A 13,265-nucleotide genomic window follows, 5' to 3' on the forward strand; every position below is an offset into this window, starting at 1 on the left:
TCAGTGGCCGCGACGATTGTCTCCAAGAGGAGCGCGGCAAGGTCGTTCTGCAGCGCTGCGACGAGCAACCCGTCATCGTCCGAGGGTTCCGCGGTCAGCGCCTGTGCAGCGAACCGTGCGGCACGGGCAGACGCGGCGGAGGGTGTCATCGCCACGGTTGGCCGTCGCAGGTCGACTCCATTGGCAGCAAGCGGCCTGCCTCGTCGAGGTGGTCCAGTGCTCTCGCCAGCGGGGGCAACGTCTCAGCTGGCGCCGTCGCCACGTAGGTACGCAGCGTCGATCGCGCGCGGTCGACAAGCTCCGTCGCGTCCAGGTGCCCGGCTCGAGGCGGCTCGACCAACCCGAGTGACCCGGTCAGGTCCAGCTCGTCCCAGGTACCGCAGAGCGCGAGCGCGCCGGCGGACGGGGTCACGCACGCCTCCAAAGCGAGCGCGAGCCACCCTCGGGCTGTCGCGACAGCGTCGTCGGGCGGGGTGGTGGGCGGGGTGCTGGATAGCATGGCAGTCTCCTTTCGTCATCCAGGGAGACCTCGATGCGCGCACCGTCCGTCGCGCGAAGTGTGCGCGGCGCAAGCTCAGCTCCGGCTCGCGGGCACCATCTGTTGCTCCATACCGTCGCGTGCATCACGAAGAGCGGCCGAGTCGTGGCGGTCTGTCCACGCCATGAGGTCGAGAACGATCGGCGGCGCCGTGCGCAGCAGCAGAACGGCTGTCCCGAAGGGCAGCGTGCGAAGCCGGGAGGTTTCCATCACCGGCACCCGCCGCCACGACGACGACGTCGACCGCCCGCCGCGTGGATCTCGGGAGACGGTCGTCGTCTCCTCATCGCGGTCGCCGATGAGCGCAGCAAGGTCGGTGAGGTCGCGAGCGTTGGAGCCGCCGCCAAGGATGACCTTCACGATGGCGGCGTCCCACAGCGTGCCGGCCTGCTGCTCGCCCCACTTGTCGCGGGCCTGCGACAGCGACTGGAGCACGGCCAGGGTCGTCACCCCTGATCCGCCACCCTCGGACATCAGCGCGGGTAGCGACGGCAGGGGAGCGAGGTTCCCGATCTCGTCGAGCGCGAGCAGCAGGGGCGGGTCGAGTCGAGCGCCGGGGGAGCTCGCCGCGATGCGGCGTGCGCTCTCGACCATGTCTTCGACGAGCGCGGCGACGAGCGGCGCGGCGGCGCCGGCACCGGATGCGGTGCCGAGCACGTAGAGCGTCCCTCGAGCGCGCAGGAAGGACGAGGGGTCGAACGACTCGTCGTCCGTCGGCGTGACCGCGTCGAGCACCCGCGGATCGGCGAGTGCGGACAAGGCCTGGCGCACGCCGAGCCAGATCGAGTCGCGGGTGCGGGGGTCGGCGTGCGCTGCTTGCTCGAGGGCGTTGTCCCAGCCCGGCGCAGCTCCGTCACGTCCGAGAATCGTGATCGCCTCGGTCACCGCGGCTGGCTCCAGCGACCACCGGTACAGATCGCGGGCGGTGCGCTGGTCGAGGGCGGCGGCGTGCAGAAGCGCGCGCAGCACGGACTCGGTCTGGCCCTGCCAGAAGTCGCCGCCCTCGACCGTACGAGACATGCCGGTGCCAGCAGCCAGACCGCGTGCCCGGATCATCGCCACCTGCGGCGTCTCGCAACCGCGAACTGGAGACCAGCGCAGCCCGTCGGGGATCCCAGTGGCGAGCTGCTGCGGGTCGAACACGGCCACTGGTCCCAGTGCTCGTCGGGCTTGGTAAGTCACCGCGAGGTTGTCTGGTCGTGTGGACGTGGTCACGACTGCCCCGGGTGCGTCCAGGATCGTGGGGACAACCAGGTGAAGGCCCTTGCCGGAGCGCGGCGGTCCGACGACCAAGATCGAGTCCTCGACCGACGCCCAGGCAGCGACGCCGCGGGACCTGCCGAGGAGGTAGCCGACCTCTCGCGGATGCGGACGGACCAGCGACGGTCGGGCATGCCGGGCTCGTCGCACGACCGACCGCGAGCCAGCCGCCTGACGCACCTCGCTCGCCGACGCCGTGCCGGGCAAGTTCCGGGGGTCCCGACGACGTGCGTGGGCGCCCCCGCGCCACAACCGCACGAGGAACAACGCGGCAGTCGAGGCGGCCAGCACGACAAAAGCGGTGACCGCCCAGCACAGCACTGGTCCCGGCATCGGGGTCCCCCAGGCGGTGGTGGGGTCTCCGGGGTGGCGGAGGAGCCCTATTGGCCCTTCGAGGCCCCACGGCGGTGCCGTCCGACCGGTGAGCGCAGCGGCGACTGCCGCGCCGACCCAGAGAAGCCCTGCCACGCCGAGAACTCCGAATAGAGCGCCGAGCAACAGGTTGGTCAGGCTGGACGACGATGTTTCCGACCGGTCAGTCATTGCGTACCCGCCGACATTCGCAGCGTCGTGTCGAACAGGGCGTGCTCGCCACGGGTGAGCTGATGCTGGACCACGAAGGCCCTGTCGCGGATGCGCCATAGGCCCTGACCGAGCCCGAGCGTCGGCAGCAGGTCTGTCTCGGTCTGCGTGAGCCCGAGCACGGCGGCCGACCCGCTCAGCTGGTCGCTCTCCTGTCGGTACACGATCCGTGTGGAGCAGTCGGCGAGCAGGCCGCGGGCGAGCGCCCGTGCCTCCGACCCCTGATCACCGATCGCGTCGAGGTCCGAGAGCCGGTGGATAACCATGAGGTTGGCGATTCCGTAGGCGCGCGAGAGCTTCCACTGGGTCTGCATGCGTCTGATCAGCGCTGGGTGCCGCAGCACTCGCCATGCCTCGTCGTAGACGACCCAGCGCCGACCCCCGTCGGGGTCGAGCAGTGCGCCCTCCATCCAGGCGGACGCGCACGTCATCACCAGTGACAGCAGAGTGTCGTTCCCCGAGACGGCAGACAGGTCGAGGGTGACCATTGGCGCGTCGGAGTCGAACGGCACGCTGGACGGACCGTCGAAGATTCCGGCGAGGTCCCCGTGGACGAGCCGACGCAGCGCGTGCGCGACCTCGCGCCCGTCCGCACGCAGCAGGAGTGTCTCTGCATCGTCGACGCCGCGCGGATCGATCAGGCGGTCGACGACGAGCGGCAGAGTCGGATCTGGTGACGTAGCGACGACGGCGACGAGTGCTGTGTCCAGGGCGGTGTGCTCGACCGGCCGCAGCGGACGGGCGAGAACGGTCTCGGCGAGCACACCCATCAGCTCGCGCCGTCGCGCAGCCACGACCCCACTCCACTGCGCCTCAGTCAGCCCGCTCGGCCTATGTCCGGCGTCCAGCGGGTTGAGGCGGGTCGGCAGCCCGTGCCCGAGGGCGATCGTCCGCCCGCCAAGGGCGGCAGCGACCGCGGTCCACTCGCCCTTCGGGTCGCCCGGGACATAGATCCGCACACCGAAGGCGGACGAGCGAGTCGCGAGCGCCTTGGCCAATGCGGACTTGCCGGTGCCGATGACCCCCGCGAGGAGCACGTTCGGGTTCGTCAGGACGCCTTGCTGGTACAGCACCCATGGGTCGTAGACGAACGCACCACCGGACAGCAGGTCCGAACCGACGAGCACCCCGGCCGAACCGAGTCCCGCTTCAGCGAGGAACGGGTACGCGCCGGCCAGAGTCGCCGAGGTGGCGGCGTGCGGGGGCACGGCGAACCGCAGCCATGACCGTAGCGCCCGTGGTCCCGGCTCGCCGGCACGCGGCAGATACCTGGTCCCTGGTGACGACGATGCGCGCGAAGCTCGTGAACGGTCCGCCGGTGAATCGTGGCGGACGTCAAGGAGTCGTTGCTTCGTGTGCATGTCAGATTCCCCGGCACAGCGGCAGTGCGGCCGCGGCGAAGGCCTGGGCCTGCTGGCCGAGCAACAGCCGCGTCTCGCATCCGGCCTGGATCGCGGCCTGCTCGACGGCGGCTCGAGCGGCGTCCAGTGCGTCGAGATCTGGGGCGGTCACGACGACGAAGCCGGCGTACCGCAGGTCTCCGTGGCCGGCGACGAGGTCGCGTTCACGCTGGGTGACGTCGGCCCACTCCTGGTCCGCGCCCGCGTCGCTCAGCTGCCCGATGCGCTCTCGGTGCGCGGCGTCGGTCTGGTACTCGACGCGGGCTTTGCGCACTGCGCGCATGGCCTCGGCCGTAGTGAGCGGCTGGGCGACGATCGACATGGTGCGGCGCACGCCGGCGGCCAGCAGCAGTGGGGACAGGAAGCCGGGGTGCACGTCGGCTCGCGGCCACTCGCTGATCCAGTAGACGACGTGGAGGCCGGCGTCGGTGCGCAGATGGTCCAGGTGCTCTTGGACGCCGATGGGGCCGGCTCCCGCCAGGTCACGTCCGGTCGAGCGTTCGTCCAGTCGAGCAGTCGGGTCGTAGGCGGACCGGAGCATGACAGCCAACTCGTCGGGACCGGACCAGCCCTCGGGCGCGACCTCGGCAGCGCGCAGGGCGGCGGTCATCGTGCCGAGCTCGCGCCGGAGTACCGCGGCACCTCCGCGCACGCCGCCACCCTCCGCACGGATGGCTCGTCGGGTGCGGCTCATGTCCAGGCTCACTGCCAGGTAGGTCTCGTGCCGCTCCGTGGTGGGGGCGGCGTCGGCCAGGAGCGACTCGTACTGCTCGCCGGCCCACGAGTCGGGTCCGGTGCCGTGGGCGCCCCAATGTGCGCGCACTCCGGTGCCGGAGTCAGGCAGGGTCCGCTCGAGCACCTGGATCCGAGCGAGGCGGCCCGACGCGCACGCGGTGGCAAGGACTCGCCCCCACCCGGCGATTCGCCGGTCCTGGTCGGCGGGCGCCTGCAGTACGAACGACGGGTGCCGCACTCGGGCGACCGCGGTGAGGGTGTGCCTGTACGGGTCGTGCACCATCGCCGCGCCGATCACTGGATCGACGTACACCCGGAGGCATGCCGCGTCACCGGGCAGCGCGAGCGTCCCGGCGGGTCGCGGACGGCTCACGCGCACGAGGTACTCGTCCTGGTGCAACGCTCGTCGTACGAGCCACTGCCCGTACACCGGCACCCACTCGACCGCTCGTCGGCCAGCGACTGACACGAACGCTGATGCCAGCGCGAGGCCCCAGGCCGGAGAGGTCATCGCCACCCCAGACAGCCCTGCCGTGTAGATCGCGGGCACGACGACGAGGAACGCGAATCCCACCGCAGCAAGCCGCGGCGCTGAGAGACCGAGGAGCACGCCGCGCGTCGATCGCCGGCCGAACCGCACGGTCCGCGACGTGGTGGCATCGGTCGCCGTCATGAGGACGGTCCCTTGCTCGCGGCCACCGGCGTCGCGGCGGCGGTTGGCGTAGGTGACTGCCAGCTCGCCCGGACCATTGGCGGCGGGGTGCTCGCGGGCCGAGCGGTGGCCGCACTCCCCGCCGAGACCTGCGCGGCGCCGCCGCCCGCACCGCCGACGACCGGAGCCACAGCGCGCATGACGGACTGCGCGTTGATCCGCGTCTGGTGGGCGGCGGCGAGCGTGGAGCCGTTCGTGGCGCGGTGCCACTCGGACGCCACGTGGGTTCCGGCGAAGTCGAGGACCTTGAAGCATGCCCACGGCGCAAGCGCGGCGAGGAGCAGAAGGATCGCGCCGGAGAGCAGCGCGCCGATCCCCTGGGCGTTTCCGAGCATGCCGACCGCGACGACGAACACCACAACGATCGCGAGCTTCGACAGGATGAGCGCGAGGGTGACCTGGACCCAGCGACGCACCCAGCCCGAGGTCACGCGGGCCGTGCCTCCGGCGAGAGCGAGTGGCGCGACCACCACGGCGACGACGATCAGAGCTTGTCGGACCAGCAGAGTGCCGAGAGTCAGCACGGCGCCAAGGATGAAGAGCAAGCCGAACAGGATGGCGATCACGGCGCCCCCGCCGGACTGGGTGGCCATCGACGACAGGGCGGCAGCATCGAACATCTGCCGAGCCGCTTGCTCGATCGACGTGCCCGCCAGGCCGGCGAGCGCGTCGCACAACCCGTCGACGGCGATCAGCAGCGACTGCACGACGGCACCGACCACTGCGGTGCCCAGCACGGCCGCACCCGCACCCGTCACCGCTCGCAGCAGGCCGCCCGGCTCGCGACGAATCGCTGCACCGACCACCTGAACGATGAAGAGCCCGACCACGACTACCAGCGCCGCGGCTGCCAGTGCGGCGGCGTTCTGCCGCACGTAGCTCGCGCTGAGGTCGACCGTGGTCGTCGTCGAGATCGCGTCATAGGTCGCTGCCATCACCGACGCTGTGGCGTCAGCGAACCGCGTCGCGATCGCATCGAGGATCGTGTCGCTGGCCACGCCGGTGATCTGGCTGGCCGCACCGGTGGCGATGCACGCGGGGGACAGCGGCAGGAGGTCGCACATGTCCATGCTGTGCCTCCGCCCGCTCAGATGAGAGAGCCGGCGTTGGAGAAGAAGGTGATGATCGCGTTCGACGCGCCGATCAGCAGCGCAGCCCCGGCGGCAACGACCACGCCGGTCTTGCCGCGTCCGGCGAGGTGCGGGTTGCCCGAGTTTGAGCCGAATCCCCAGACCACTGCCGACGCGACCAGCGCCGCGACGCAGGCGACCAGGCTGAACGTGAGCATCGCCCCGACGATCGTGCGCAGCTGCTCGAGGCCCGGCAGGCCGCTGGTGTTGGACGTGATCCCTGGGTCGTCGAACGGCAACAGCGCGTGGAAGGCGGTGACCCACATGGCTCCTCCTGGACTCGGGCGGACAACGGCCGTGTGGCCATGTCCGGCGAGGGGAGGGCACGGCGCGCGCACTTGATCGGCCGACTACGAGGACTTGCCAACCGCGATACGTGCGCGTCAGTACCGAGACCTGCGCGGGCTCGTCGTGCTCACCTCGGGCCGATCCCTCCAGGTGCGGTCCACGTCGCCGCACCTTGGACGGCAGCCCACTCTCTGATCTCGACCACGCTGGACCCTCGGCACCGGTAGGGGTCGCGCGCGCCTTAGTCCGAAGTCTCGGGCGTCGTGCTCGTCCCGTCGGGCGACCTCCACCTTCCTGGCGTGTGGAGCTTGCCCACCCGCCCCTTGATCCTCACGGCGCCAGGATGAACGTCGAGGCGGCCGGTTTCGCGAAGTCCGCCCGATACGCTCGACTGGTCGGCAGTGCCCGAGAACGACAGCCCAATGGTCGACACGTCCGCCACAGGGGGTGGCTAAGTTGCCTGAGAAGCGTGACGAAACAAGCGATAGATCGCATGGCCGCAGCACGGCCATAAGCCGATCTTTGGCCGGCGTGGCGCTCGTCGCGCTAACCGCTTTTGCCGGTCTAGTAGTGCTGTGGATGAACGCCGAAGGGCTTGAGGCAAGCGCGCTTTGGATGGAAGTTGCGAAGGCGCTAATAACGATCATCGGCGTGGCGTTCATCGGCGGGATCGTCAAACTACTTATGGAGCAACACGTGCGGGAGCGCGAGGAGCATTTGGATCAGATCGCTCGACGGCAGAGAGATCAGCAGGGGGAGCATGCTTTCGTGCACGAGGCGATCGCAGAACTTGAAGATATCCGGAGCAGATTAGAGAACGCTCGAATTCTGATTGAAGCGCACCGATCAGCGACCTCGTATCGGGATCGTATGCAAGACGTGATCCTATCCAGAGTTCGCTTGAATGCCTTGGGTCTACGCTTTGCCGCGCGATGGGGCGACGCGGCGAAGCCGTACCTCCAGCAGCTGCACGCAGCAGACGAGTACTTGGCCGGGTTGATTTGGGAGTACCGCGATCGGTACCGAGACGTCGCTAATGCGCAGCGGCTTGACGAAGCGCTTGCTGACGAAACGTTCAAGGCGTACGCCCGTTCCTTCGCGACCTGGCCGCCGCCGCCATCCTACCCAGCGCCACCACCGAATCTGAACTTGCTCGCATGGCAATTGTTAGGTTCAGAAGATCAGCTGCCCCGACTGCATGACTATCGAAGCGCCGGGAGGCAGTATCTCGATTCGATTCCCGCGATGTGCGGGAAACTTGCTAGCTCGTTGCGTTCGAGGCTGAACGCAGATGCGTAACTAACGCGAGATCAAGGAGGGCTCTGCGCAGTCAGACCAGTGGCCGTCAGACCCCTAAAGCAGGCCGCGGCGTCCTGCGAGCCCTCCAGGCGTCGCTGCGACCGCACCTCGCACCAAAGAAGAAGGCGGCCAACTCCCGCCCAAGGTTCACGCTCTCCGTCGCACCGCCTGGCCAGGTCGTCCTCGGCACTCGGACCCGGAAATCTGAGCGATATATCCGGATGGCGGTGGTCTCGTGGACGAGATGGCGCTACTCGTGAGGCAGTTGGCAGCGGACGAAGAACCGCTGGTCCGAGGGCATCTGGTCGAACTCTTTCACGGTGGTGCGCCGCGTTTCGGTACCGGTGCAGGATCTTGCAGCACTCCGCGTGCACTAGCTCGAGGCAGAGTCCTTGGTTCCCTAAGACGTAGGCGACGAGGCCCTACGAAGAGGCGGCGAGGCGGAGTCCCCCGATGAACTTCGGCGCCCAGTACGGATTGCTCGACAGTGCCTCGACGATCTTCACAACGTCGCCCGTCTGGGGCGCCTCTACCATTGCATCTCCGCCGAGCGACAGCGCCACGTGGAAGATCGTCGAAGGGTCGTGGAGGTCGGACGCGAAAAAAAGCAGATCGCCCGCCTGGATCTGCGCCATCGCCGTGACCCGCACGCCCGGGGCGTTCCACTGGTCGCGCGAAACGCGGGGGAGGAGGACGCCGGCCTGAGCCCAGGCGTACCGGGTCAGACCTGAGCAATCGAAGCCGACCGTGCCGGCGCCGCTGCCGAAGCCGAGGCTCGGTCCGTCGAGACTGCCGCCTCCCCAGGCGTACGGAGCGCCGAGCCAGCGCATGGCTGCCGTGATCGCAACTGCGGACGACGGGCTGACTTCCGGGCAACCACCTCCGGCCGCCGAGTCGCTCGCGATCGCCGATAGCCATTGCCTCGCAGGTACCTCCCACCGGGCGTAGGCATCCGGAAAGCCCGAGCGCTGCACCGCCTGGGCGGCGTCGTTTAGCTGCATTGTTTCCCAGGCCGGCACGTCCATCAGTCCCCGGTTCGGGGTCGGCGACGCCGGGCCGCCGTAGAACGCGGCCGCTGCGTACGCGGGATCGCGCACCTGCTCTGGCGTGCCCCACCCCATCGAGGGCCGTTGCTGAAACAGCCCGAGAGAGTCGCGGTCTCCGTAGTCGAGATTGCGCAGTCCGGACTCTTGGCGCGCTGTCATGAGTGCGACAAGTAGGCCGCGAGTGGGTATTCCGAGCTGCTGGCCGACGGCGACGATGACGCGCGCGGAGGCCGATTGCTCGACGTCGAGCTCGTCAACCGGGCCGGTGGCGGTCGCCATGCAGGACGTCGCGTCGTTCCCAGCGACGGCGATCAGTCCGCCCACGATCGCGGCGAGCGCGAGCGCCAGGGAGAGCAGGAAGGCGACGACCCGGAGCATCAAGGCACCACGGTGGCGCCGAGGAGAACGAGCCAGCAGCGGTCAACACCCGCACCGCTCGCTGGGCAGCGCATGCCAATGGTGATCGTCCGCTCACGCGACGATTCCCGCTGCTGGCCGTCCTCCGAATAGTGCGTGGTTTGGACGCCGGTGACGTTCCGCATCGACCAGCCCGGCTCGGCCTGGCCCGCGATCACCACCTGCTGCCAGGAGCCGGGCTCCCAGGTCTGCGAGACGACGAACACCGAGCGCTGGGCGTTCTCGCGCATCCGCTCCCACTCGTCGTCGGCCGGGATGCGATCGTCGACCAGCCGCTGGAGATCGGCCAGCCCGGTCTCCGTGAGGTTGGGGTCCGCTTCGGCCAGGAGTGACGTTCGGTAGGCAGCGGCGTCGACGCTGCGGGTGTCCATCCCGAAGACGAGTGACGCGACCGCCGACGCGTACAGCGCTGGCTCATCGGTGACGACGACATTGCCGGCCAGAGCCGGCTCGGGAGCCGCGGCGACCGAAGGGGCAACCCTCGTCGGCGAGGGCGCAAGCCGAACGGATGGAGTCGCCGTCGAAGGACCGCCGGGCCGCCATGGCGAGGCAGCGAGAAAGACAGCGGCGACGAGGGCGACGATCAGCCCGCTAACCAGCACGACTCGCCTCACGACTGCCTCCTCGACCCGATGGCACGACACGGCATGCGGCGGAGAGCACCGCGTGCGCGCACTACCAGGCATCAGGCTGCGTCGTGTCGCTGACCCGCACGCGAGGACCCATGGGCACGGAGCAGCGCGATCCGCGCAGCTGCGCCCGTGACGTCCTCCGGGCGCGCACCCGGGTTGCGATGGAGGGCGAGCAGCATTGAGTGGTCGGCCCGATTGCCCCGGCGAGGGCCGATGAGCAGAGCGGCGAGAGCGGCAAGCTCGTCGGCATCCAGCTCGAGCACGTCGCAGAGGTAGACGTCGCGCCGGAGGTTGGTCTCCTCATAAGAGCGCCGTGCGTCCGCCATTACGTCGAGCGCTCGCCCGACGGCATCTGTCCAGAAATCGACCCGCGCGGCGTCGGAACCGGCCAGGATCCTGACGAGGGTCGCAACGGCCGGCGACGGCTCGTCCGGCACTGACCCGAGGCGTGACCCGTCGAGCTGACCGAGCGAGCACGCTCGGTCGAGCTCGTCATCCTCGAGCCGTTGCACGCCATTGGGCCACTCGCGGCGAGCTCGTCGGACCGCCTGCTGGCTCAGGAGGCTGGCCGCCGCTGTTTCCACCACCAGCGCGTTCTGCACCGCTGTCCACAGATATGCCCACGGGGCGTCGGCTGCGGCGACCTGAGCGGAGAACCTGTCGAGCGTGATCCATGCCATCGAGAGCACCTCTCCGGGAGGTACCGGCCCGCAGCCGGTAGACCTGCCGCGAAGGACGGCGCGACCCCACGCGGTCATCCGCCGCGAGAGAGCGGCCAGGACCGATCTGCCCGCCGGGCAATCCCAGCCCTGCGTCATGACGAGGGCGAGCGCCGCACGCAGGCCGTCGTTGGTGTCGGCGTCGGCCAGTTCGGCTACGCGGTCGAGGCGGGTTCCTGCCGAGTTGGACGGGACGGTGTCGGGGTGTGTCGGTTCGCATCGCATGGAACGCATCGGACCGCCGGAGGCGGGGACGGCGTCACCGCGCGGCAGGACGCTTCAGGACGTCCGGGACGGCGGTGGGACGCGGCACAGGTCCGGCGAGACGTTCGCCTTGCAGGTCGGCTTCGCGCTCACGAACCGCCCTGCCTCGCGTGTTGCGCGTCGATCCGCACACCTATGTGTGGGGCGCAGCTTCCCCTCGTGGGACGCGCAGCGGCGTCGCAGCAGATCCGGATGTGGACAGCAAGGGGTGCGACCATGACGATCCGCGCGCGCAACACCAAGCTCGAGGGCGCGATGCACGGCCGCGGCCTTAGCCCTGCCCGCCTCGCCGAGGTGGTCGGTGTGGATCTCAAGACCGTCGAGCGCTGGGTGTTCATCGGCCGAGTTCCGCGCGTCGACAACCAGTGGGCGGTAGCGCAGGCACTCGGCGTCGAGCCGAGCTACTTCTGGGCTGCATCCAGTGACTCGAGCTCGGGGCCGTCGGCCAGCATCACCCTCTACCCGCATCGGGGAGCCGTTCCTGCCGACCTCTGGCAAGGGCTCGTCCGTCGTGCGACGGCGAGCGTGCGGGTGCTGGTGTACGCAGGCTTGCCGTTCTTCGAGAACGACCCTGGCATCATCGCCCGGCTGCGCGAGCGGGCCGACGAGGGGATCGCGGTCCGGTTGGCGTTCGGTGACCCGGACTGCCCCGCCGTGCTGCTGCGGGGCCAGGAGGAGGGCATCGACATGGCGGCTCGAGTACGCAACGCGCTGCACCTCGTCGAGCCGCTGGCCGATCACCCCGGCGTCGAGGTGCGCTTGCACGACACGACGCTGTACGCATCGCAATACCTCGCCGGCGACGAAGGGCTTATCAACCACCACATCCTCGGCGTGCCAGCGGCCCGCAGCGTGTGGATGCACCTCCGGCGGACCCCTGACGGGTTCAGGCTCGACGACTACGGTGACTGCTTCGAGAAGGTGTGGGCCGGCGCCCATGCCTACCGTTGAGGCGGAGGCGACCATGGCCCGCACCGACTACTACGACGATCCCGACGCTCCCGAGCCGAACAGCATCGTGCCGGCCGCCGTCGCCTGCATCACCGACGACGAAGGCCGGCTACTGCTTGAGCACCGCGTCGACAACGACCTCTGGGCACTGCCCGGCGGCACACACGAGTTCGGCGAGAGCATCGTCCAGACGATCGTCCGAGAGGTTCGCGAGGAGACCGGACTCGACGTCGAGGTGGCGGGGCTAGTTGGGATCTACACCGATCCACGCGCCCTCATCGCCTACTCCGACGGGGAGGTGCGACAGCAGTTCACTTTGTCCTTCCGATGCCGCGTGCTGGGCGGGTCGCTCGAGAAGGACTCCGAGAGCCACGAGCTGCGCTGGGTCGAGCGCGAGGCGCTGGACGGCCTGACGATCCACCCGTCGATGCGGCTTCGCATCGACCACTTCCTCGACGAGCAGGAGTCGCCTTACCTGGGCTGAGCTTCGGCGAACGCCGCCTCCACGCGGCGAACTGTCGCGACGAGCTCTGAGGCGGCCTGGTCGATCGAGCGATGCACGACGTCGGTGGGCGGGTACCGGCGCAGTATCTCTGCGATGCGCTCCTCGACTGTGACCGGTTCACCGTCGGGGCCAGTCGTAAGGTCGGCGTAAGTCAAGACGTCGGCAGTCAACGAGTACTCGGCCGGGAATTCCTCGGCGAGCACGTCGGCCAGGCCACGCGCCTCTGCCTCAACCCAGGCATGCGTGTGATTGGCGACGAGCCGACAAAGCCGACCGTTGGCGCGGACGCCGCGAAGGTAGCGAGCGCCGTCCAGACCGTGAAGCCCGGTGTGTGCAAGTGCGGGTGCGTACCCGATGTCGTGCAGCCAGGCGGCAGCGACGACCAGCGGGCTCACGTCGAGCATGTCGCTGGCTGCCTCCGCCGCTCGCGCGACGCCACGCACGTGCTCCTGGCGCAGCCCCGAGGGCGCCAAGAGACGCATCATTTCTGCTCGCGCCTCCTGGAGGTCAACGAGAGTCCCCATGCGCCCAACGTAGGCCCTGCAGCCTGTAGGTGACTTCTAGGAGAGTCCAATCAAGCCGAGACCCGCTGCACCTCTCAGCAGCAGGTAGCCCACCGCGATGACACCGAGAGCGACGTACGCCCACCGGTCGGACCGCGCGCGCTGTACCGGCATCGGTGCTTGCTGACGTCGACGAGACCCAGCGATGCGCCTTGACCCTGTGACTCGTTGCCCGCGCCGCGCGGTCGAAACGCGGCTGCGTCGAGGTGTTGGTGCAGGCCCGC

At 69.3% G+C, this 13,265-nt stretch carries 12 protein-coding genes; 3 read left to right on the forward strand and 9 right to left on the reverse strand.

Features of this window, described 5'->3' with window-relative positions:
* Window positions 1-574: 574 nt before the first annotated feature.
* The 5 genes from J2X26_RS21380 to J2X26_RS21400 all read right to left on the reverse strand — a co-directional run bounded on the left by J2X26_RS21380 (window position 575) and on the right by J2X26_RS21400 (window position 6,623).
* Window positions 575-2,440 carry a TraM recognition domain-containing protein gene (locus J2X26_RS21380; protein WP_307494739.1) on the reverse strand — a complete coding sequence of 622 codons (1,866 nt, stop codon included), beginning with the start codon at window positions 2,438-2,440 and terminating at the stop codon, window positions 575-577.
* A complete protein-coding gene (locus J2X26_RS21385) occupies window positions 2,338-3,588 on the reverse strand; it encodes an ATP-binding protein (protein WP_439897891.1) in 1,251 nt (416 codons plus the stop codon). Before J2X26_RS21385 ends, J2X26_RS21380 begins: the two co-directional genes overlap by 103 nt.
* Before the next feature lie 154 nt (window positions 3,589-3,742).
* Entirely contained in the window at window positions 3,743-5,188 is a 1,446-nt protein-coding gene (locus J2X26_RS21390; protein WP_307494740.1) for an SCO6880 family protein, read from the reverse strand.
* Complete coding sequence (locus J2X26_RS21395; protein WP_307494741.1) at window positions 5,185-6,297, reverse strand: hypothetical protein; 1,113 nt, start codon at window positions 6,295-6,297, stop codon at window positions 5,185-5,187. The genes J2X26_RS21390 and J2X26_RS21395 overlap by 4 nt, the downstream gene beginning before the upstream one ends.
* 17 nt (window positions 6,298-6,314) lie before the next feature.
* Window positions 6,315-6,623, reverse strand: coding sequence for a DUF6112 family protein (locus tag J2X26_RS21400; protein ID WP_307494742.1), 309 nt, complete (start codon window positions 6,621-6,623; stop codon window positions 6,315-6,317).
* 553 nt (window positions 6,624-7,176) lie between these two features.
* Between J2X26_RS21400 and J2X26_RS21405 the strand changes: the two genes are divergently transcribed.
* Entirely contained in the window at window positions 7,177-7,944 is a 768-nt protein-coding gene (locus J2X26_RS21405; protein ID WP_307494743.1) for a hypothetical protein, read from the forward strand.
* Between the two features lie 422 nt (window positions 7,945-8,366).
* On the opposite strand, the gene J2X26_RS21410 is transcribed toward J2X26_RS21405, so the two are convergent.
* The 3 genes from J2X26_RS21410 to J2X26_RS21420 form a co-directional block, all read right to left on the reverse strand.
* The gene (locus tag J2X26_RS21410; RefSeq protein ID WP_307494744.1) at window positions 8,367-9,368 is read right to left on the reverse strand and encodes a C40 family peptidase; all 1,002 of its coding nucleotides are present in this window, start codon (window positions 9,366-9,368) and stop codon (window positions 8,367-8,369) included.
* The gene (locus J2X26_RS21415; protein WP_307494745.1) at window positions 9,368-10,021 is read right to left on the reverse strand and encodes a hypothetical protein; all 654 of its coding nucleotides are present in this window, start codon (window positions 10,019-10,021) and stop codon (window positions 9,368-9,370) included. Before J2X26_RS21415 ends, J2X26_RS21410 begins: the two co-directional genes overlap by 1 nt.
* Before the next feature lie 71 nt (window positions 10,022-10,092).
* Window positions 10,093-10,719 (reverse strand): hypothetical protein, encoded by a 627-nt coding sequence (locus tag J2X26_RS21420; protein ID WP_307494746.1) that lies wholly within the window; start codon window positions 10,717-10,719, stop codon window positions 10,093-10,095.
* Window positions 10,720-11,238: 519 nt separating this feature from the next.
* Between J2X26_RS21420 and J2X26_RS21425 the strand changes: the two genes are divergently transcribed.
* Both J2X26_RS21425 and J2X26_RS21430 read left to right on the forward strand, forming a co-directional pair.
* On the forward strand, window positions 11,239-11,973 hold the full coding sequence (locus J2X26_RS21425) for a helix-turn-helix domain-containing protein (protein ID WP_307494747.1): 735 nt from the start codon (window positions 11,239-11,241) through the stop codon (window positions 11,971-11,973).
* Window positions 11,974-11,986: 13 nt separating this feature from the next.
* On the forward strand, window positions 11,987-12,457 hold the full coding sequence (locus tag J2X26_RS21430) for an NUDIX domain-containing protein (protein WP_307494748.1): 471 nt from the start codon (window positions 11,987-11,989) through the stop codon (window positions 12,455-12,457).
* On the opposite strand, the gene J2X26_RS21435 is transcribed toward J2X26_RS21430, so the two are convergent.
* Window positions 12,445-13,002 (reverse strand): HD domain-containing protein, encoded by a 558-nt coding sequence (locus J2X26_RS21435; protein WP_307494749.1) that lies wholly within the window; start codon window positions 13,000-13,002, stop codon window positions 12,445-12,447. The two genes, J2X26_RS21430 and J2X26_RS21435, sit on opposite strands and share 13 nt — an antisense overlap.
* Between the last annotated feature and the right edge of the window lie 263 nt (window positions 13,003-13,265).

This window comes from Cellulomonas humilata, from assembly GCF_030814415.1.
GTDB lineage: Bacteria > Actinomycetota > Actinomycetes > Actinomycetales > Cellulomonadaceae > Cellulomonas > Cellulomonas humilata_A.

Excerpts from the sequence above, each read along its gene's own strand:
- J2X26_RS21430 (WP_307494748.1), top strand. The coding sequence starts at position 11,987 with ATGGCCCGCACCGACTACTACGACGATCCCGACGCTCCCGAGCCGAAC.
- J2X26_RS21420 (WP_307494746.1), bottom strand. The coding sequence starts at position 10,719 with ATGGCATGGATCACGCTCGACAGGTTCTCCGCTCAGGTCGCCGCAGCC.
- J2X26_RS21390 (WP_307494740.1), bottom strand. The coding sequence starts at position 5,188 with ATGACGGCGACCGATGCCACCACGTCGCGGACCGTGCGGTTCGGCCGG.
- J2X26_RS21410 (WP_307494744.1), bottom strand. The coding sequence starts at position 9,368 with ATGCTCCGGGTCGTCGCCTTCCTGCTCTCCCTGGCGCTCGCGCTCGCC.
- J2X26_RS21380 (WP_307494739.1), bottom strand. The coding sequence starts at position 2,440 with ATGGCGCATCCGCGACAGGGCCTTCGTGGTCCAGCATCAGCTCACCCG.
- J2X26_RS21435 (WP_307494749.1), bottom strand. The coding sequence starts at position 13,002 with ATGGGGACTCTCGTTGACCTCCAGGAGGCGCGAGCAGAAATGATGCGT.
- J2X26_RS21400 (WP_307494742.1), bottom strand. The coding sequence starts at position 6,623 with ATGTGGGTCACCGCCTTCCACGCGCTGTTGCCGTTCGACGACCCAGGG.
- J2X26_RS21395 (WP_307494741.1), bottom strand. The coding sequence starts at position 6,297 with ATGGACATGTGCGACCTCCTGCCGCTGTCCCCCGCGTGCATCGCCACC.
- J2X26_RS21425 (WP_307494747.1), top strand. The coding sequence starts at position 11,239 with ATGACGATCCGCGCGCGCAACACCAAGCTCGAGGGCGCGATGCACGGC.